The organism is Mumia quercus (assembly GCF_025506335.1).
In the GTDB taxonomy this organism is placed as follows: Bacteria; Actinomycetota; Actinomycetes; order Propionibacteriales; family Nocardioidaceae; genus Mumia; species Mumia quercus.
Genome location: NZ_JANZYO010000001.1, coordinates 469,563 through 488,788 on the forward strand (window position 1 = coordinate 469,563; position 19,226 = coordinate 488,788).

The 19,226-nt window shown below is 71.5% G+C and carries 21 protein-coding genes; 13 read left to right on the forward strand and 8 right to left on the reverse strand.

The window, feature by feature from the left end; all coding sequences use genetic code 11:
- Positions 1–31 precede the first annotated feature (31 nt).
- Positions 32–3,154, reverse strand: a complete 3,123-nt coding sequence (icmF, locus tag NYZ95_RS02230; RefSeq protein ID WP_262848259.1) for a fused isobutyryl-CoA mutase/GTPase IcmF — start codon at positions 3,152–3,154, stop codon at positions 32–34.
- A gap of 56 nt (positions 3,155–3,210) precedes the next feature.
- Between icmF and NYZ95_RS02235 the strand changes: the two genes are divergently transcribed.
- The 10 genes from NYZ95_RS02235 to NYZ95_RS02280 all read left to right on the forward strand — a co-directional run bounded on the left by NYZ95_RS02235 (position 3,211) and on the right by NYZ95_RS02280 (position 11,089).
- Positions 3,211–3,738 carry a MarR family winged helix-turn-helix transcriptional regulator gene (locus NYZ95_RS02235; protein ID WP_262848261.1) on the forward strand — a complete coding sequence of 176 codons (528 nt, stop codon included), beginning with the start codon at positions 3,211–3,213 and terminating at the stop codon, positions 3,736–3,738.
- A gap of 93 nt (positions 3,739–3,831) precedes the next feature.
- Entirely contained in the window at positions 3,832–4,410 is a 579-nt protein-coding gene (locus tag NYZ95_RS02240; RefSeq protein ID WP_262848263.1) for a hypothetical protein, read from the forward strand.
- On the forward strand, positions 4,410–5,168 hold the full coding sequence (locus NYZ95_RS02245; protein WP_262848265.1) for an MBL fold metallo-hydrolase: 759 nt from the start codon (positions 4,410–4,412) through the stop codon (positions 5,166–5,168). The genes NYZ95_RS02240 and NYZ95_RS02245 overlap by 1 nt, the downstream gene beginning before the upstream one ends.
- Before the next feature lie 116 nt (positions 5,169–5,284).
- The gene (locus tag NYZ95_RS02250; protein ID WP_262848267.1) at positions 5,285–6,103 is read left to right on the forward strand and encodes a sigma-70 family RNA polymerase sigma factor; all 819 of its coding nucleotides are present in this window, start codon (positions 5,285–5,287) and stop codon (positions 6,101–6,103) included.
- A gap of 5 nt (positions 6,104–6,108) precedes the next feature.
- Positions 6,109–7,122 carry a DNA topoisomerase IB gene (locus tag NYZ95_RS02255; protein ID WP_262848268.1) on the forward strand — a complete coding sequence of 338 codons (1,014 nt, stop codon included), beginning with the start codon at positions 6,109–6,111 and terminating at the stop codon, positions 7,120–7,122.
- 10 nt (positions 7,123–7,132) lie between these two features.
- The gene (locus NYZ95_RS02260) at positions 7,133–7,570 is read left to right on the forward strand and encodes a DUF6098 family protein (RefSeq protein ID WP_262848270.1); all 438 of its coding nucleotides are present in this window, start codon (positions 7,133–7,135) and stop codon (positions 7,568–7,570) included.
- 39 nt (positions 7,571–7,609) lie between these two features.
- Positions 7,610–9,025: a cytochrome P450 gene (locus NYZ95_RS02265; protein WP_262848272.1), complete on the forward strand. Its 1,416-nt coding sequence runs from the start codon at positions 7,610–7,612 to the stop codon at positions 9,023–9,025.
- A gap of 1 nt (position 9,026) precedes the next feature.
- The gene (locus NYZ95_RS02270) at positions 9,027–9,299 is read left to right on the forward strand and encodes a DUF4235 domain-containing protein (protein ID WP_262848274.1); all 273 of its coding nucleotides are present in this window, start codon (positions 9,027–9,029) and stop codon (positions 9,297–9,299) included.
- Positions 9,300–9,378: 79 nt separating this feature from the next.
- The gene (locus tag NYZ95_RS02275) at positions 9,379–10,293 is read left to right on the forward strand and encodes a glycosyltransferase family 2 protein (RefSeq protein WP_262848276.1); all 915 of its coding nucleotides are present in this window, start codon (positions 9,379–9,381) and stop codon (positions 10,291–10,293) included.
- 109 nt (positions 10,294–10,402) lie between these two features.
- On the forward strand, positions 10,403–11,089 hold the full coding sequence (locus tag NYZ95_RS02280) for a GAF and ANTAR domain-containing protein (RefSeq protein ID WP_262848278.1): 687 nt from the start codon (positions 10,403–10,405) through the stop codon (positions 11,087–11,089).
- Here the strand turns inward: NYZ95_RS02280 and NYZ95_RS02285 are convergent, their stop codons facing one another.
- The 7 genes from NYZ95_RS02285 to NYZ95_RS02315 all read right to left on the reverse strand — a co-directional run bounded on the left by NYZ95_RS02285 (position 11,090) and on the right by NYZ95_RS02315 (position 16,365).
- Positions 11,090–11,557: a DUF6328 family protein gene (locus NYZ95_RS02285; protein WP_262848280.1), complete on the reverse strand. Its 468-nt coding sequence runs from the start codon at positions 11,555–11,557 to the stop codon at positions 11,090–11,092.
- 62 nt (positions 11,558–11,619) lie between these two features.
- On the reverse strand, positions 11,620–12,798 hold the full coding sequence (locus NYZ95_RS02290; RefSeq protein ID WP_262848282.1) for an alcohol dehydrogenase catalytic domain-containing protein: 1,179 nt from the start codon (positions 12,796–12,798) through the stop codon (positions 11,620–11,622).
- The gene (locus NYZ95_RS02295) at positions 12,795–13,046 is read right to left on the reverse strand and encodes a CDGSH iron-sulfur domain-containing protein (RefSeq protein ID WP_262848284.1); all 252 of its coding nucleotides are present in this window, start codon (positions 13,044–13,046) and stop codon (positions 12,795–12,797) included. The genes NYZ95_RS02290 and NYZ95_RS02295 overlap by 4 nt, the downstream gene beginning before the upstream one ends.
- Complete coding sequence (locus NYZ95_RS02300; protein ID WP_262848286.1) at positions 13,043–14,086, reverse strand: iron-containing redox enzyme family protein; 1,044 nt, start codon at positions 14,084–14,086, stop codon at positions 13,043–13,045. Before NYZ95_RS02300 ends, NYZ95_RS02295 begins: the two co-directional genes overlap by 4 nt.
- Positions 14,087–14,110: 24 nt before the next feature.
- Positions 14,111–15,310, reverse strand: coding sequence for an AI-2E family transporter (locus NYZ95_RS02305; protein WP_262848288.1), 1,200 nt, complete (start codon positions 15,308–15,310; stop codon positions 14,111–14,113).
- Between the two features lie 31 nt (positions 15,311–15,341).
- Complete coding sequence (locus NYZ95_RS02310) at positions 15,342–16,016, reverse strand: uracil-DNA glycosylase (RefSeq protein WP_262848290.1); 675 nt, start codon at positions 16,014–16,016, stop codon at positions 15,342–15,344.
- A gap of 31 nt (positions 16,017–16,047) precedes the next feature.
- Positions 16,048–16,365: a YidH family protein gene (locus tag NYZ95_RS02315; protein WP_262848292.1), complete on the reverse strand. Its 318-nt coding sequence runs from the start codon at positions 16,363–16,365 to the stop codon at positions 16,048–16,050.
- 82 nt (positions 16,366–16,447) lie between these two features.
- Here NYZ95_RS02315 and NYZ95_RS02320 point away from each other — a divergent pair, with 82 nt between their 5' ends.
- The 3 genes from NYZ95_RS02320 (at position 16,448) to NYZ95_RS02330 (ending at position 19,219) form a co-directional block, all read left to right on the forward strand.
- The gene (locus NYZ95_RS02320) at positions 16,448–16,954 is read left to right on the forward strand and encodes a SigE family RNA polymerase sigma factor (RefSeq protein ID WP_262848294.1); all 507 of its coding nucleotides are present in this window, start codon (positions 16,448–16,450) and stop codon (positions 16,952–16,954) included.
- On the forward strand, positions 16,951–17,895 hold the full coding sequence (locus NYZ95_RS02325) for a hypothetical protein (protein WP_262848296.1): 945 nt from the start codon (positions 16,951–16,953) through the stop codon (positions 17,893–17,895). The genes NYZ95_RS02320 and NYZ95_RS02325 overlap by 4 nt, the downstream gene beginning before the upstream one ends.
- Positions 17,896–18,010: 115 nt before the next feature.
- A complete protein-coding gene (locus NYZ95_RS02330; protein WP_262848298.1) occupies positions 18,011–19,219 on the forward strand; it encodes an MFS transporter in 1,209 nt (402 codons plus the stop codon).
- The last annotated feature ends 7 nt before the right edge of the window (positions 19,220–19,226 follow it).

A 19,226-nucleotide genomic window follows, 5' to 3' on the forward strand; every position in this document is an offset into this window, starting at 1 on the left:
ACCCCAGCCGTACTCATGCCCACCCCGTCGATCAGACGTTGCGCCGGTACTGGCCGCCGACCTCGAAGAACGCCTCCGTGACCTGCTGGAGCGAGCAGACGCGTGCGGCGTCCATGAGGACCGCGAACACGTTCTCGTCGGACGCGGCGGCCGCCTTCAGGCGGGCCAGCGCCTGGTCGGCCTCCTCCCGGTGCGCCTCGTGGAACGCGCGCACGCGGGCCAGCTGCGACTTCTTCTCGTCCTCGGTCGCCCGCGCCAGCTCGACGGTCCGGTGCTCCTCCTCCCCGTGGGGGTTGCGGAAGGTGTTGACGCCGATGAGGGGGAGCGTCCCATCGTGCTTGAGGTGCTCGTAGAGCATCGACTCGTCCTGGATCTTGCCCCGCTGGTAGCCCGTCTCCATCGCCCCCAGCACGCCCCCGCGCTCCGTGATCCGGTCGAACTCGGCGAGCACCGCCTCCTCGACGAGGTCCGTGAGCTCCTCGATCAGGTACGACCCCTGCTGAGGATTCTCGTTCTTCGCCGGGCCCCACTCCTTGTTGATGATCATCTGGATCGCCAGCGCACGGCGTACGGACTCCTCCGTCGGCGTCGTCACCGCCTCGTCGTACGCGTTGGTGTGCAGGCTGTTGGCGTTGTCGTAGATCGCGATCAGGGCCTGCAGCGTGGTCCGGATGTCGTTGAAGCTCATCTCCTGCGCGTGCAGCGAGCGCCCGGAGGTCTGGACGTGGTACTTGAGCTTCTGCGAGCGCTCGTTGGCGCCGTACCGGTCGCGCATCGCGACGGCCCAGATGCGGCGTGCCACCCGTCCGATGACGGAGTACTCGGGATCCATGCCGTTGGAGAAGAAGAACGACAGGTTGGGGGCGAAGTCGTCGACGTCCATGCCCCGCGCGAGGTACGACTCGACGTACGTGAACCCGTTGGCGAGCGTGAACGCGAGCTGGCTGAGCGGGTTCGCCCCGGCCTCGGCGATGTGGTAGCCGGAGATCGAGACCGAGTAGAAGTTGCGCACCTGGTGGGCGATGAACCACTCCTGGATGTCGGCCATCATGCGCAAGGAGAACTCGGTCGAGAACAGGCAGGTGTTCTGGCCCTGGTCCTCCTTGAGGATGTCGGCCTGCACCGTGCCGCGCACCGTCCGCAGTGCTTCCTCGGGGTCGATCCCGCGCTCGCGGGCCTGGTCGATGACGGTGTTGAGGAAGAACGCGAGCACGGTCGGAGCCGGCCCGTTGATCGTCATCGACACGCTGGTCGTCGGCGCGAGCAGGTCGAAGCCGTCGTACAACGCCTTCATGTCGTCCAGCGTCGCGACGGAGACGCCGGAGGTCCCGACCTTGCCGTAGATGTCGGGTCGCTCGTCGGGGTCGCGGCCGTAGAGCGTCACCGAGTCGAAGGCCGTCGACAGGCGCGTCGCCTCGCTGTCGGCCGACAGCAGCTTGAAGCGCCGGTTGGTCCGGAACGGGTCGCCCTCGCCGGCGAACATGCGTGCCGGGTCCTCGCCCTCGCGCTTGAACGGGAAGACGCCGGCGGTGAAGGGGAAGCGGCCGGGAACGTTCTCCCGGCGCCAGTAGCGCACGAGATCACCGTGGTCGGTCGTCCGCGGAAGTGCGACGCGGGGGACCGGCGTGCCCGACAGCGTCTCCCGGGTGTGCTCGGCGTAGGTCGTCACGACATCGGGCCACGTGGCGATCTGCTCCTGGACGCCCGGGGGGACCTCGCTGCGCGCCCGCTCGGCGTACGACGCGACGGCGGGCTCGTCGGGCAGCGCCGCGGCGACCTCCTCGGCGGCCTGCGCGCGACGGGCCGCCTGCGCGACCTGCTCCGTGGTCGCGTGGTACTCCCGGACGGTCTCGGCGATCTCCGACAGGTAGCGGACGCGCGCGGCGGGGACGACCTGCGCGAACCGTGTCGAGTGCCGGACGTCGACGCGGGGCAGCGCGCCTTCCTCCAGCGGCAGCCCGTGCTCCCCGAGCAGGCGTGCGAGCTCCTGGTACAGCGCGGTGACACCGTCGTCGTTGAACGTCGCCGCCGACGTGCCGAAGACCGGCATGTCCTCGGGGCGGGCACCGAACGCCTCGCGGTTGCGGACCAGCTGACGGCCGACGTCGCGCAGGGCGTCCGCGGCGCCCCGGCGCTCGAACTTGTTGATCGCGACGACGTCAGCGAGGTCGAGCATGTCGATCTTCTCCAGCTGCGACGCGGCGCCGAACTCCGGCGTCATCACGTACAGCGACGCGTCCACGTACGGCACGACCGCCGCGTCGCCCTGACCGATGCCGGGGGTCTCGAGCACGACGAGGTCGTAGCCGGCCGCCTTCATGACGGCGATGACGTCGGTCAGCGTCTCGGGCAGCTCATGGGCACCACGGGTCGCCAGCGAGCGGAAGAACGTGTGGGTCCCGTCGAGGGCGTTCATGCGGATCCGGTCGCCGAGCAGCGCGCCGCCACCGCGGCGGCGCGTCGGGTCGACGGCGAGCACGGCGACGCGGAGCTTGTCCTGCTGGTCGGTGCGCAGGCGGCGGACGAGCTCGTCGGTCAACGAGGACTTGCCCGAGCCGCCCGTGCCGGTGATACCGAGGACGGGGGCGTTCGACGCGTCGGCTGCCGCGCGCACGGCCTCGGCGAGCGGGCCGTCGAGCCGTCCCTGCTCGGCGCCGGTGATCGCCCGGGCGAGCGCGACCCGGTCGCCTGCGAGGACCGCGTCGGCGTCCGGCTGGTGCTGCGCCCAGAGGTCGGTGCGGCACGCCTCGACGACCTCGGCGATCATCCCGGGCAGGCCGAGCCGCTGCCCGTCCTCCGGGGAGTAGATGAGGACGCCGCTCTCGCGCAGGCGTGCGATCTCGGCGGGCACGATGACTCCACCGCCGCCCCCGAAGACCTTGACGTGGCCGGCGCCGCGCTCGGCGAGGAGCTGGACGAGGTACTCGAAGTACTCGACGTGCCCCCCTTGGTAGGACGACACGGCGACCCCGTGCGCGTCCTCCTCGATCGCCGCGTCGACCACCTCGGAGACCGAGCGGTTGTGCCCGAGGTGGATGACCTCGCACCCCTGCGACTGCAAGATCCTCCGCATGATGTTGATCGAGGCGTCGTGGCCGTCGAAGAGGCTCGAGGCGGTGACGACACGTACGCGAAGGGCGTCCTGTGACTCCATAGGATCTAAAATAGTCGGACGTCCAACTAATGTCGAGACTCGATAGGGTGAGCGTCATGCCTGAGCCCCGCCTGCCGTTCGACCCGGTCGAGCGCGCCGGGTCGCTGTGGAGCGAGCACTTCGGCGATCCCACGGCCATGCGGCTGGCGACCTCGATCATGCGCGTCCAGCAGCTCCTCCTCGCCGAGCTGGACGCGGCGCTGCGGCCGTACGACATCACGTTCGCGCGGTACGAGGTGCTGGTGCTGCTCACGTTCAGCCGCGACGGCTACCTCCCGTTGAGCAAGATCGGCGCCCGCCTGATGGTCCACCCGACCTCGGTGACCAACGCGATCGACCGTCTCGAGGCCCAGGGGCTGGTCCGTCGCGAGCCCGATCCGGACGACCGGCGGCGTACTCGCGCGCGCATCACCGCCGAGGGGCGGACGCTGGTCACGGAGGCCACGAAGGCGCTCACCGCCATCGACTTCGCGGTGACCGGACTGACCGGCTCCGAGCAGGACCAGGCCTTCGACCTGCTGCGACGTCTGCGGGCCTCGGCCGGCGACTTCCCGGAGCATCCCTCACCCTTCACCGCAGGTTGACGGTCGGGCTCGCCAGCCACTATCTTCGCGGCGTCCACGGGTGGTCGGCGCGGCCCACCCGGACCGGATTCTGAGGGCGAAAAAGGGGGTTCGGTGGGACTCGTACGCCCCGGTGCACCGCTCACGCGCCTGGAGGCCCTGGCCTTCGCCGCGGCGGTGATCGGCCCCTCGTGGGGGCTCGGTGTGGTCATCGCCTCTCTGTACGTCGCAGGCACCTCGTTCCCCCTCCTGATCTTCGTGCTCGCGTTCCATCCAGCACCGCTGCTCGTGGGGGTCGCCTCGCTCTGCGGGGTGGCCGTGCTCGTGACCCGGGTGCAGCACAGGTGGACGCCCGCCGAGATCGCCCTCGTCAGCTGCGCGGTGCTCGCGTTCACCCTGTGGGTCGCCCCAGTCGTCCTCATGGGCGACGTCGGCGGCGGAGCGGTGATCGGGCTGGTGCTCGTCGTCCTCGCGCTGGTGTTCGGGCCGCTCCCGGTGTGCTTCTGGGCGGCGATGCGTACGACCGGGTCGATGCGCGTCGGAGCCACCGACCCGGCGGCGCCGTCGTGGTTGCGGGAGTGGTGGGCGTGGTGCGTGGCGCGCTACGACGCGGTGTGGTCGCGCAAGGAGCGCGCGCCACAGGACGCAGACGTGCGAGTGTCAGGAGCGAGGGCGCGACGAACGGAGCAGTGATGACGACGCCGTACGCGATCACCCGGGTCGGGGACGCCTACCTCGTCTCGACCGAGCACGTGAACTGGGTGCTGGTCGAGGACGGCCACGACCTGACGCTCATCGACGGCGGGTACCCGGCGAACGCGGCCGACGTCGAACGCTCCGTCCGCGAGATCGGCCACCAGATGGGCGACATCCGCGGCATGCTCCTGACCCACGCCCACGTCGACCACCTCGGTGGTCTGGTCCACCTGGCGCAGTCTCACTCCGTGGACGTCTGGACGGGCGCCCGCGAGGTCCCGCACGCGCACCGCGACTACCTCCAGCAGCTCGGCCCTCTGCGCGTGCCGTTGGTGCTCTGGCGCCACGGAGCCCTCGCGTGGCTCGTCGACATCGTGCGCCTGGGCGGGACGGACCGCGAAGGGCTCCCGGAGGCGCAGCCCCTGCCTGCGACGGGCCTCGACCTTCCCGGCTCACCCGTCCCCGTGCCGACACCGGGGCACACCGACGGGCACACGTCCTACCACCTGCCAGGATCGGGAATCCTCGTCAGCGGCGACGCGCTCATCACCGGACACGCGGTGTCGCGGCTGCGCGGTCCTCAGCTCCTCCCGCGCGGCTTCTCGCACGACCGCCGCGCCACCGTCGACTCCCTCGAGGAGATCGCCGAGGTCGACGCCGGCACGCTGTTCCCCGGGCACGGCCCGGCATGGACGGGATCGATGCGCGAGGCCGCCGGGCTGGCGCGCGCCACGGCGGGTTTCGGGCGTCCGTAGAAATTTCGTCGGCTCGACAGCGGCCTGCCGACCATGCTACGAATGACCTGTACGAAAAACGAGTGGTCAAACAGCGTGCCACTACTCGCCATCACAAAAAATGATGGAGCGTGGCAATGTCTGGTTTCACGAGCACGATCGCCGTACGACCTCTCGATCCCACGCACGACCTCAGTCGAGCTGAGCGTCGTACCGTCACCGACGAGCTGTGCGCCGCCCTTGTCGACGCTGACGAGACCGAACGAGCCGAGATCGTCGAGCGACTGATCGAGGCCAACATGGGAGTGGCCCGCGCGGTCGCCGCCCACTACCGTCACCGCGGCGAAGCCGTCGAGGACCTCGAGCAGGTCGCCTACGTCGGGCTGGCGAAGGCCGCCCACGGGTTCGACCCCGAGCGCGGTTACGACTTCTTGACCTATGCAGTCCCGACCATCCGCGGCGAGGTCCGTCGGTGGTTCCGTGACAGCTGCTGGATGGTGCGCCCGTCGCGTCGCATCCAGGAGGCGCGCGCGCAGATCTCGGCATGCACCGAGGAGCTGCTGCAGGAGCTCGGCGAGCTGCCCTCGGACGAGGTGCTCGCCAAGCGGCTCGGCATCGACGTCTCCGAGGTGCGCGAGGCGCGCGCCGCCGACGGCTGCTACCAGCCGTCCTCGCTGGAGTCGCCGGGCACGGCCGGCGAGTCGACGCTCGCCGACGTGCTCGGTGAGCCTGACGAGGCTTTCGACCGTACCGAGGAGCGCGTCGCCCTGGCGCCGCTCGTACGCAAGCTGAGCCCGCGCGACCGCGAGGCGCTGGCCCTGCGGTTCTTCGGCGGGTGGACGCAGGAGCAGATCGCCGGACGCCTCGGCGTCACTCAGATGCAGGTCTCGCGGATCCTGAGCCGCATCACCAACCAGCTCCGTGAGGAGCTCGGTGACGGGGTCCTCGCGGCGTAGCCCGGATGAGGTTCCGTACGGTCTCCCGTGAGGAGCCCGGGTGGACGCGCAAGCGCGTGGGCCGAGGATTCCGCTACCTCGACGAGAAAGGTCGAGTGCTCGGAGCCGAGGCCCGCGCTCGTTGCGTGGCCCTCGCGATACCCCCGGCCTGGGAAGAGGTCTGGATCTGCAGGTGGCCGTCGGGGCACCTGCAGGCCACCGGCCGTGACGCGGCCGGTCGGGTGCAGTACCTCTACCACCCGCGCTGGCGGGCGCTCATGGAGGAGCGCAAGCACGAGCGGGTGCTGGAGGTCGCCGCCGAGCTGCCTCGTGCCCGACGGCGGGTCCGCGCCCATCTCCGCGAGGAGGGGATGCCTCGCGTCCGCGCACTCGCCACCACGTTCCGACTCCTCGATCGCGGCCTGTTCCGCGTCGGCAACGTCGAGTACGTCGACGAGGACGGCGGGTACGGCCTGGCGACGCTCCGGCGCGACCACGTGGTGCTGCGACGCGAGCCGGCGGTGATGGAGTTCGCGTTCGACGGGAAGAGCGCTGTCGCACAGCGGGTGGTGATCGACGACCCGCTCGCGTACGAGGCGGTCGCCGCGATGCGCCGCCGCCGCGGGGGCGAGTCCCTGCTCGCCTACCGCGAGGACGGGAAGTGGCGCGAGATCCGCAGCACCGACGTGAACAGCTACCTGCGCACGGTCGTGTGCGAGGACATGACCGCGAAGGACTTCCGGACGTGGCACGCCACGGTGAACGCGTCGGTCGCGCTCGCGCGGGCTGCGGAGGAGTCGCGCACGGCGCGCGCCCGCAACCGTGCCGTCGCCGACGCCATGCGCGCGGTCGCCGCCGAGCTCGGGAACACACCCGCGGTCGCGCGCTCCTCGTACGTGAACCCGCGCGTGGTGGAGCTGTTCGACGAGGGCGTCACGATCGCCGGGACGCTGCGCCGGCTGGGACGGCGCGCCGACCAGCCCGCCGGGCGGGGCACGGTGGAACGTGCCGTGCGCGAGATGCTCTCCGACACCGGATGAGGAGGACGTGATGCAGAAGGAGACCGCCGGACTGCCCACGGTGGACAGTTTTGACGAGCTGGTCGCACTGGTCGCCTCAAGCCCTGGCATGTACCTGCGCTACTCCCCGGGACCGGAGCAGGACGAGAAGGACGGACCGAGCCGCGACTACGAGAGCGGGCAGGAGATGCCGGGGTGGTCGGTGACGACGATCGACCCCGAGCCGTGGTGGACCCGACCCGCCGCCGACTGGATCGCGCGCCGGGTCTGCAAGTACGGCGAGCTCGGTGAGGAGTCCGACCGCTTCCCGTGGCTGCTGCGGGGGCGCCGTGTCGGCAGCGGACCCGACCACGAGCCGCTCGTCGACTCGCTCGCACCGGTGGCGCGCCTGACCGAAGACGTGGTCGTCGAGGCTCAGCAGCGCTACGAGTCTCGTCTCGACGCCGGGAACGACTCGCGCGACGAGTGACGCACGCATGAAGGCACGTCGGCTGGGCACCCGACGCGCATGACGCAGACGGTGATCGCGAAGGTACGGGAGCAGGCGGACCGTGCGCGCGAGCAGGCACGTTTCGGCGTGCTCGACCGCTCGCTGCCTCTCCTCAGGGAGGGCTACGGGTTCTGGGAACGCCGTCGCCAGGAGGAGGGGGCAGAGGTGGTCCGCACCCGTCTCGCCGGTCGGAGGACGACCTGTGTCCGCGGGGAGGACGGTGCCCGTTTCTTCTACGAGTCTTCTGGGTTGCGACGACGAGGAGCCCTGCCTCCGCCGATCGTGAGCTCGCTGTTCGGGAAAGGTGCCGTGCACACGCTCGACGGCCCGTCGCACCGGCGACGCAAGGACGGGTTCACCTCGCTGCTCGACACGGCTGCCGCGTTCGCGGTGGCCGAGCGCGTGGGGGCAGGGTGGGACGCACGCGCACCGCACTGGAGTGGCGAGGTCGACCTCTTCGCCGAGGCGGCTCGGATCCAGCTCGCCGCCGTGTGCGAGTGGGTCGGCATCCCCCTCGATCCCGACGAGGAGGCGCGCCGCGCTCGGGACATGGTCGCGATGGTCGACGGGTTCGGCTCAGCGGGACGGCGTCAGGTCCGTGCGCAGCTGGCCCGGCGCCGTGCCGAGCGTTGGATGCGCACGCTGGTGGCGCGCGCCCGCACGGAGGGGGACGACTCACCGCTCGGTGAGGTCGCGCGCTGGCGCGGGGACGACGGGGAGCTGCTCCCGCTGCGGGTCGCGGCCGTCGAAGCCCTCAACCTCGTACGACCGACCGTCGCGGTCGCGTGGTTCGTCGCGGCGACCGCGCGGGCGTACGGGCTGTGGCCGCACGTGCGGGCCCGCGTGCGGTCGGGGGAGCTCGACGCGCTCGCGGTCGCGCAGGAGATCCGGCGCCACGGGCCCTTCGCGCCGTTCCTCGGCGCCGTCGCCACGAAGGACCTCGCCTTCGAAGGGCACGACGTCCCCCGCGGGTCGCTGGTGGTCCTCGACGTCTGGGGGACCGACCACGACCCACGTCTGTGGTCGGAGCCGGAGACCTTCTGGCCCGAGCGCTTCGAGGCGGGGGTCCCCGGCCCGTACGCGATGGTGCCGCAAGGGGGCGGCGACCCGGAGACGGGCCACCGCTGCCCCGGCGAGGACGTCGTCCTGGCGTGCCTCCTGATGCTCGTCCCGAGGCTCGCGGACCTCGGATTCGTCCTGCGCGACGAGCCGGTCGGGAGGCGACGCATGCCTCCGGTCCCTCGGTGCCGGGTCGTCCTCCTGCCGACCCGTGGCTCAGGCGGGGGAGGCGGCGGGACTCCCGGGCGCACCGAACCTGCGCCCGACGACCCGGTCACCGATCCTGAGACTGATCCGCGGATCAACCCTGAGACCCCGCAGCCGAACGAGCCGGACACCGGGGAGCCCGAGCCCGACCACGAGAAGGAGCACTGACATGCCGAAGGCAGCGAAGCTGGCGTACCGTCCCGTAGGACTCGCCTCCGGCATGGCCGGCGGCCTGATCGCCGGCATGATCTTCAAGCGGGTCTGGAAGCGGGTCTCCGACGAGGACGAGACCCCCAACCCGCTGGCCTCCTCGTACGGGTGGCGGGAGCTTCTCGTGGCCGCAGCGATCCAGGGCATGATCTACGCCGTCGTCAAGGCCGTCATCGACCGCGCCGGAGCCAAGGGGTTCGAGAGGTTCACCGGCGCGTGGCCCGGCGAGTGAGCGCAGTTCTGGGACGTTACGACAATTTTCGAATGTCGGTCCCCGGCGTGGGCACCGGAAGGACATGACTCTCCCCTCGATGAGCCTCGGCGACGTCGAACACTCCGAGCGGGTGACGACGGTGGTCGTCACCCGCGACGGCCGAGAGCAGCTCGAACGAACCATCCCTCGACACAGCGCGCCCCTCGTCGTCGTCGACAACGGGTCGACCGACGGCTCGGCGGACCTCGTCCGCACGCTCGCTCCGGACGCGACCGTGATCGAGCTCGACCACGACCTCGGTGCGGTGGCCCGCAACATCGGGGCCTACGCGGCCAGCACCCCGTACGTGGCGTTCGCCGACGACGACTCCTGGTGGGCGCCCTGCTCGCTGGACCTCGCCGCCGACGTGCTCGACACCCACGCGGACATCGGTGTCATCGCCGCCCGGCTCCTGGTCGGTGAGGACGCGCACCTGGACCCCTTCTGCGAGGAGGTCGGGCGCTCGCCGCTGCCGTGCTTCCCGGACGTCCCCGGGACGAGCATCCTCGACTTCGTGGCCCGCGCGGTCGTCGTACGGCGCTCCGCGCTCCTCGAGGTGGGCGGTTTCGATCCGCTGCTCGGCGGAGAGGGAGAGCGCGTCGCCCTCGACATCGCCGACAGCGGCCGGCGGCTGTGCTACCTCCCGGACGTCGTCGCCCGTCACGAGCCCGCCGACGGCAGGGTGACCGAAGCCACCCGGGCGCGTATGCGTGCCCGCGGCGAGGTGCTGACCGCCGTGATGAGGCGGCCTGCCAGGGTCGCGGTGCGGCGGGCTGTCCGCCACGTACGTCGGGGGAGTCCTGACGCCCTCGGTGTCCTGGACGCGCTGCGCCGCCTGCCGCTGGCCCTCGCGCGTCGGCGGACGATCGGCAGCGACACAGAGACCCAGGCCCGTCTCGTCGACCTCGTCGCCGAGCGAGGACTGCCCGGCGACTGGACGCCCGCGCGGCAACGGATCTCGACGCCCGTGTAACAGTTTGTCCAGGCAAGACCCACCGCGCCTTCTCCCGCCCCAGGTGCCCAGACTAGGCTGCCCTGGCTGGGGACGGTCCCCACGGGAAGCAGCACCGGGAAGGCGTATCGTGAACGACACACGGCTCGATCATCACGAGCTCGCCGATCTGGTGGAGGAGCTCCACGCGGCGGACTCCCCGCAGGAGACGGCGGAGCAGGTCATCAAGAACCTGTGCGAGATCCTCGAGATGGACCACGCGGTCGTGACCATGATCCGCGGTCGGGGCAGGCTCGAGACGGTGGCGGCGACAGGCGACGTGGTCGTCCGCGCCGAGCAGCTGCAGTGCGAGCTCAGCGAGGGTCCGTGCCTGTCCGACAGCTGGGACCAGACCCTGCGCTCAGGCGACCTGAGCGTGGAGAAGCGCTGGCCGCGGTGGGCGAGCGCCGTTGCCGACCTGGGGCTCTCGAGCCTCCTCGGTGTGAGCCTCTCGCCGGACGACCGACGGATCGGGGTCGTCTCGCTCTACTCCAAGTCCGCGCGGTTCTTCAACGAGGACGACGCTGCCCTGGCCCACCTCTTCGCGCGTCACGCTGCCCTCGCGATCGCCAAGGCCGAGCACCAGGCCAACCTCGTGTACGCCCTCGACGCCCGCAAGCTCATCGGTCAGGCGCAGGGCATCCTGATGGAGCGGTACGACCTGGACGACGCCCGCGCGTTCGAGGTGCTGCGCCGCTACTCCCAGCACCACAACCTGAAGTTGCGCAACGTGGCGGAGATGCTCGTCTCGACCCGCAACCTCCCGCCGATCACCTGATCAGCGCATCGAGCGATTGAGCTGGGGTAGCCCGACCCACAGCACGGTGAAGAGGGCGAGCGTGGTGCCGAAGGCGATCCAGCTTCCCGGTGCGGAGACGACGACGTCGAAGACGAGCCACATCACGCCGGACACGGTGAGCGCCAGCGCCGCGAGGCCGAGGATCGCGCACACGTGGGCGGCGCCGACCAGCCATGGGCGCTGCCCCTGGCGGAAGAGCGCCCGGTGCATCGCCACGGGCGCCACGAGCAGGGCGGTCGCAGCCACCGAGCCCGACAGGACCGCGAGGTAGACGCCCTCCTGGGTCGCGTCGAGCTCCTCGAACCGGGGGGTGAACGGCAGCGTCAGCAGGAACGCGGTGAGGATCTGGACGCCCGTCTGCGCGACCCGCAGCTCCTGGAGCAGCTCGTTCCAGTTGCGCGTGAGCCTCGCGTCGGTGGACTCCTCGGGGTGTGCCGCCTCAGGCATGCCCCCACCGTACGGCTCCCCCCGCTCGCGAGAGACCTCCGATGCGCTCGCGAGAGACCTCGTCACGGCCGGAACAGGACCTTCTGCATGCCGTCGCCCTTCTGCTGGAAGGTGGCGTACGCCTCAGGTGCCTGGTCCAGCGGCAGGTGGTGCGTCGCGAAGCCCTCGACGCCCAGCGGGTCGCTCGGATCCTCCACGAGTGGGAGGAGGTCGGGGATCCAGCGGCGTACGTTCGCCTGGCCCATGCGCAGCGTGACCTGCTTGTCGAAGAGGTCGAGCATCGGCATCGGGTCGGCCGCGCCGCCGTAGACCCCGGACAAGCTGATCGTCCCGCCACGCTGGACGACCTCGATCGCCGTCATGAGGGCAGCGAGGCGGTCCATCCCGACGTGGTCCATCAGCGGCCGCGCGAGCACGTCGGGGAGGACACCGACGGCCGTCTGTGCCGCCTTGGTGACAGGCGACCCGTGGGCCTCCATCCCGACAGCGTCGACGACGCTCTCCGCTCCACGACCCGCGGTGAGCTCGAGGATCCGCTCGGTGACGCCACCCTCGGCCGCGTCGATCACCTCGGCGCCGTGCTGCACCGCACGTGCGAGGCGGTCGGGCACCAGGTCGACACCGATCGTCCGGATCTGACGGTGGACGGCCATCCGCGCCACCATCTGCCCGATCGGCCCGAGCCCCAGCACGACCAGCGTCCCGCCGTCCGGCACCGTGGCGTACTCCAGGCCCTGGTAGGCCGTCGGGAGCACGTCGGACAGGAAGACGTAGCGATCGTCCGACGGCCCGTGCTCCACCCGTACGGCGGTGGTGGCCGCCAGCGGGACACGGAGGAGCTCCGCCTGCCCGCCCGGCACCTGCCCGTACAGCGAGCTGTAGCCGAGCAGCGCGGCGCCCTTCCCGGTGGAGCGGACCTGGGTCGTCTCGCACTGGCTCTGCAGGCCGCGCTCACACATCCAGCAGGCCTCGCAGCTGATCTGGAACGGGACGACGACGCGGTCGCCGACCGCCAAGCCGTCGACACCGCTGCCGACCTCCTCCACGACCCCGATCGGCTCGTGCCCGAGCACGTCGCCGGGAGTCATGTACGGACCCAGCACCTCGTACAGGTGCAGGTCGGATCCGCAGAGTCCGGAGCTGGTCACCCGGATCACGGCGTCGGTCGGCTTCTGGATCTGGGGGTCGGGAACGGTCTCGACGCGGACGTCGCGCCGGCCCTGCCAGGTCACTGCTCTCATGTCTCGTCCTTCCCGGTCGCGGGTTCGGCCGGTCGGCGCCGCCGCCCGGCAAGCTTGTGGGTGCCGTCGCACCACGGGTCGCGACCCGTACGGCCGCACCGGCACAGCGCGCTGACGGGCCGCGTGCTCGCGGACCCGTCGGTGGGGATCACGACGTCGACCGGCGACACCTTGCTGCGCACGAGCGCCGGGCCGTCGGGGCACAGCACGACCTCGACGGCGGGCTCGCGGTCCGTGGGGGCGCTCACGAGGCCGCTCCGGCAGGGACCGCCTCGCTGTCGGGTTCGGCCGCCTGCTCCCAGCCGCCGGTCAGCGCCTCGGACTGGCGCGCGTCGAGGGCCAGGCAGGTCACCGCCCCGAACAGGATCTCCGAGGCGTCGACGTCGCCACTCTCGACGAGCGTGCCGCAGATCTCGCGCGCCGCGAGCTGCTCGTGCACGGCGTCGGCCTCGACGTGCTCGTCGTAGTAGCGGGCTGCCTCGTCCCCGAACCCGACCCGACGCAGTCCTGCGGCGATCCGTCGGCACGGGATCGAGCTGGTGGCCTCGAACGCGGCCAGGTGACCCATCGCGGCTCCGCGCAGACGGCGGTGCAGGCAGAAGAGCGACATCGCGTTGGAGCTGGCGAGGGTGGCCGCGTCGGCCTTGTCGACGTACGCCCCGTACGTGTCGTCCAGCCCGCAGGCCCGCATCGTGGCGGCGAACAGCTCGTGGTGCAGGTGCCCGACGCGGCCGCCGCCGTACTCGTCGTACTGCAGCTCGACGAGGTGAGCCTTCGCGGGGCCGGTCAGCCGCGGGATCACGAACGTGTGCGGATCGGACTCCTTGAGGTGGTAGATGCTGCGCTGGCGCAGGAAGTCGCGGACCTGCTCCGGTGTCGCCTCGCGGCGGATGAAGCGGGAGAGGTCCGGGCCCTCGTCGAACTCCTCGGTGAGGGTGAAGATCTGCTCCGCGACGTCGCCGTCGTACGCCCGGGCCCGCGCGAGCCAGTCTGCGGCCGACTCCCGCAGGGCCGCTTCGAACGGGGCCTCGAGCACCGCGCGGAGCCCGGCGACCTCAGGCGCCCATTCCCACTGGTCGTCCACGTCGTCGAAGCCGTGGAAGCTGAGCTCGTAGATGATCCAGAGGCTGAGCTGGTGGTCGATGTCGGTGAGGGGCGAGCTGTGCTCCTCCTCCGCCACCTCCGACTCCGCCTCGTGCGCGAGGCGACCCGATTCACCGTCCTGATCTCGTCGCAGCAGGTGGATCAGCCGTGCGCTGAGCGGACCGCGGGCGGCGGGAAGGTGCATCGACAGCTCCTGTGGAGAGAGGGATCAGTCCTCGCTCCCAGTACCCCGCGCCGTCCTCGTCACACCTGGCGGGGCGGGTGACGCGCCAGCCGGAGCGTCCGGGTCCGGCTCGGGGACGTCCTCGCCTGGGGGCGTCACCCCACCCTCGGGCGGTGGGTCCCCGGCGGCGATGGCGATCTGCTCGTTGACGTAGCGGAAGACCGCGGCGAAGGTCGCCACGACAGGGACCGCCAGGAAGGCGCCCGTGATGCCGAACATCGAGCCGCCGGCCGTGATCGCCAGCAGCACGACCGCCGCCTGGATGTTCATCGCCTTGCCTTGCAGCCACGGCGACAGCACGTTGCCCTCGAGCTGCTGCACGACGATGATCACGATGAGCATGATCAGCGCGTCGCTGAAGTCGTTGGTGACGAGCGTGACGAGCACGGCCAGGGCGCCGGTCACGAAGGCGCCGACGATCGGGATGAAGCCACCGAAGAAGACGAGCACCGCGAGCGGGACGGCCAGCGGCACGTCGAGCACGACGAGGGCGATGCCGATGAACACGGCGTCGACGAACGACACCAGGGCCTGGGTCCGGATGAAGCCGCCGAGCGTGTCCCACGCCCGGGCGCCGGCCTCGCTGACGTGGACGCCTGCGCTGCCGCCGAGCGTACGACGCACCCACGGGAGGAACTTGTGCCCGTCCTTCACGAAGAAGAACGTGAGCATGAGCACGAGGACGGTGTTGATGAGGACGCCGGTGGCGGCGCTGATGGTAGAGATGGCGCCTGCGCTGATGGAGGCCGCGCTGTTGCGCAGCCAGTCCTCGACGGCGTTGACCGCGTTCTCGAGCTGGGTGTCGGTGACGCCGAGCGGACCGTCCTGCACCCAGTCCTGCAGGACCTGAAGGCCTCTCGCCGCCTCCGCCGCGATCTCGCCGGCCTGGCCGGCGACCTGCGGGGCGAGGACGGCGACCACACCGCTGAGGATCCCGAGGAACCCGACGACCGTCACGGTCGCGGCGAGCGCCGCCGGGACACCGCGCTGACGCAGGAAGGCTGCCGGAGGGCCGAGCAGGGTCGTCACCACCAGGGCGAGCATCACCGGGTAGCCGATCATCCAGAACTTGCCGATGATCCAGCCGAGGACGTAGAGGCCGGCAGCGATCGCGATCAGCTGCCAGGACCAGCGTGCGAGCCGGCTGAATCCACTGGCCAGGACGGCGGAGCGTTCTCGGGTCACGCGACCGAGGCTAGGGCATCGGTCAATGCCCTCAGGGGAGGCGCCAGTCCACGGGTGGGCTTCCCTGCGCGACGAGCGCCTCGTTGACCCTGCTGAAGGGCCGGGACCCGAAGAATCCGCGTGACGCCGACAAGGGGCTCGGATGCGGCGAGGCGATGACCGGGGTGTCACCCAGCCAGGGCTGCAACGACTGCGCGTCGCGTCCCCACAGCAGCGCGACGAGCGGCTGGTCTCGGGCGACGAGGGACTTGATGGCCTGCTCGGTGATCGCCTCCCACCCTTTGCCGCGGTGGCTGGCCGGGCGGCCGGGCTCGACGGTGAGGACGCGGTTGAGCAGGAGCACGCCCTGCTTCGCCCAGGGGGTGAGGTCGCCGGACGTGGGCTCCGCGACGCCGAGGTCCGTGCGCATCTCGGCGTAGATGTTCATCAGGCTGCGGGGGATCGGCCGGACGTGCGGAGCCACCGAGAAGGACAACCCGACGGCGTGCCCCGGTGTCGGGTACGGGTCCTGCCCGACGACGAGCACCTTGACCGCGTCCATGGGCTCGGTGAAGGCACGCAGGACGTGGCGGCCCTCTGGGAGGTAGCTGCGCCCGGCGGCGATCTCTGAGCGGAGGAACTCGCCCATGGCGGTGACCTGGTCGGCGACGGGGGCGAGGGCCTCGGCCCAGTCGGGGGCGACGAGCTGGCTCAGGGGTGCGGGCACGCGCGACAGCCTAGCGACGCGCCCCTGCTCCTCAGAAGACCGACATGAGCAGCACCACGGCCCCGAACACGCCGACGCTCACCACGAGGGTGAGGGGGACCCACGTCGCGGGCGGGTCCTCGTTCGCGAGGATCCGGCGGTCGACGACGCGCCACCTCAGGTAGCCGAGCAACGACAGCAGGATGCCGCCGGCGAAGATGACGGCGCCGAGGACCCGCGTCCGTTCCGTGTCTCCGAGGTTGTCGCCGAACTCGATGATCGCCACGCCGGCGGCCATCAGTGCGAGCGCGGTACGCACGTACGCGAGGTAGGTGCGCTCGTTGGCGAGGATAACCTGCGTGTTGCTCATGCGGGCGAGTCTGGCACGGAGACTCGCCCTGCGAAGATCGATGCAACACCACCGGCTCCGGCGGCGTCCATGATGTGTGACCATGACCGACTCCGAGCAGCTGGCCGACGTCGACGCGTTCGTGCGTGAGCACGCGACGTGGCTGACGCGTCTGGCGTACCTGCTCGTCGGGAGTCGTGAGGACGCCCTGGACCTCGCTCAAGACACCTGCACCCGGCTGTGGAAGTCGTGGGCGAGCGTGTCTGCCGCCGAGGACCCGCTCGCGTACGTCGCGACGATCATGGTGAACCTCCAGCGCAGCCGGTGGAGACGCAAGAGGCTGCAGGAGGTGCCGCTCGAGCCGTCGGTGCATGCCGACACCCGCGACGCCCTCGCGTACGAGGACGTCGACGCGCTGCGCCAAGGGCTCGACGCCCTGTCGGACCGCCAGCGCCGCGCCATCGTGCTGCGCTACTGGGTCGACCTCGACGACGCGGCGATCGCCGCGGCGCTGGGGTGCCGCCCGGCGACCGTACGCAGTCTGCTCTCGCGAGGCATCGCTCGGCTGCGCCAGGACCTGACCGACCCGTACGAGGGGACTCCGCGATGAACGACGACGACCTGCGGCGGCGTCTCGACGACCTCGCCGCGCACGCGCCCGACGGCGACGAGCTCCGCCGGCGATGGGCGGCGGCCGCGCCGACGCGGCGCACCAGGGCGGTGTCGCGTCGGGTGGCCCCGGTCGCCGCGGTTCTCGCTGCGGCGGCGGTGGTGGCGGTGGCTGCGGTCGGTCTCGCCAGCCGTGGGGGCGTTCCGTCGACCGAGCCGCCGCAGGTCGCCGCGCCGCCGTCGGCCGCCGACGCGACGCCTGAGGACGACGCCCGCGTGGCCGAGCGCGACGAGGCCGCTGCCGCACGCGTCCTCGGCGCGCCGGGCGTCGCGCTCCGCGAGGTCGGGCGCGGTCGCGTCGTCGTCTCGGTCCCGGACACCTGGCGGTGGGAGGCGCCTCGGTGCGACGAGCCGCTCCACTCCGGCTACTTCTTCTCCGTCGGCATCTTCAAGGCGTGCGCCGTCCAGCGGCCGCCCACGATCACGACGGTGCGCATCGACTCGCTCGCCGCGACCGGCACCACCCAAGACGACCCGCCGGTCGACGCGTCGCTGGACGGGGTGCCCTACGGCCAGGTGCGCAGCACCGTCGACGGTGTCACCCAGGACGTCGTCGTCGTTCCCCAGGAAGACGTCCGTCTCCTCGTGAAGGGCCCCGCCGAGGCCGTCGACGTCGTCGTCGGCTCGCTGCGTCTGCTCCCCACCGACGAGGTCGCCGTCCCGCAGGTCACGCTCGGGATGAGGGGCGGCAAGAAGGGGTACGCCGCAATGCCGCGACCGCGGGAGATGCAGGAGCGGCTCACGCGTGTCGGCTTGCGGGCAGAGGTCCGGACGACCGGCGGGGCCACCCTCGCCGCGTACGACGAGGTGCGCGTCTCCCCGGCCCCCGGGACCGTCGTCCCGGTCGGGACCGTCGTACGGATCGAGCTCGCGGGGAGCTAGGCGCGACTCGTCGGGTGGGCTCGGCGACGCCCGATACACTGGGTGGGCTCAGGGTTCCTGGCGCGTTCTGGTGGAGGGAGGCGCGCCAGTGCTGCGACCCTTGAGGAACCACCCCGTGTCACCGTTCGCCACCTACCGCCGACTCTTCTCCCTTGTCGGGCCCGGATATGTCGTCGTCGCCTTCCTCGGGCGGCTCCCGCTGGCCATGAGCCAGATGGGCACCCTTCTGCTCGTCTCTTCCACCACAGGTGCCTACACGACGGGCGGTCTCGCGGCCGGTGCGCTCGCGGTCGCCAACGCCGTGGTCTCGCCGGTCGCCGGCGCGCTCGCCGACCGCGTCGGGCAGCGTCCTGTGGTGCTGGTCCAGTCCTTCACCGGCGGTGCGGGCCTGGCAGCACTGGTCGTGCTCGCCCAGGCCGGGGCCGCCGACGGGTGGCTGATCGCCGTGGCCGCGCTGACCGGAGCCGCGATGCCGCAGGTCGGCCCGCTGGCCCGCGTGCGCTGGCGGCCGATCACCGGTCGTGCAGGGCGCGAGTCGCCGCAGCTGGTCGACGCCGCGTTCTCGTACGAGGGCGCGGCCGACGAGGCCTCGTTCGTGCTCGGTCCCGCGCTCGTCGGCACGGTCGCCGTGCTCGTCGACCCCGCGGGGTCGCTGCTGGTGGCTGCGGCCCTCCTCGTCGTGTTCGGCGGATGGTTCGGCCTCCACCCCACGGCCGCGCTCACCCGCGTGACGCACGTCGCGAACGCCGTGAAGGGCCGCATCTTCACGACGGCGTTCGCGCTGATCGTCGTCGCGCAGCTGCTCGTCGGCGTGCTGTTCGGCTCCGTGCAGACCGGAGCGACCGCGCTGGCAACCGCCGAGGGTACGCCGGGGCTCTCGGGCCTCGTCCACGCGACGCTGGGCGTGGGCTCGGTCGTCGCGGGACTCTCGATGGCGTGGGTGCCGGCGCGGATCGGGTTCGAGCGGCGCATCCTCGCCGCGGCCGCCGCGCTCGCGCTCCTCTCGTCGCCGCTCGTGCTGGTCCACAGCCTGCCTGCGCTCGTCGGCGTCGTGCTGGTGCTCGGCTTCGCCGTGGCGCCGTACATGATCAGCAACTTCACGCTCGGCGAGCGCATCGTGCCGCTCAACCGGGTCGGGGCGGCGATGACGCTGCTGGCCGGGGCGACCGGGATCGGGTACGCCGTCGGCTCGACCACGGCGGGACGGCTCGCGGACGCCGGAGGCTACGGACCGGCGTTCGGCGTCACCGTCGCCGCGGCGTGGACGGCGCTGATCCTGGCGCTGGCCGCGCAGCGCACCCTGGGCCAGGCCCCGCGCCGCTGACCGTCTG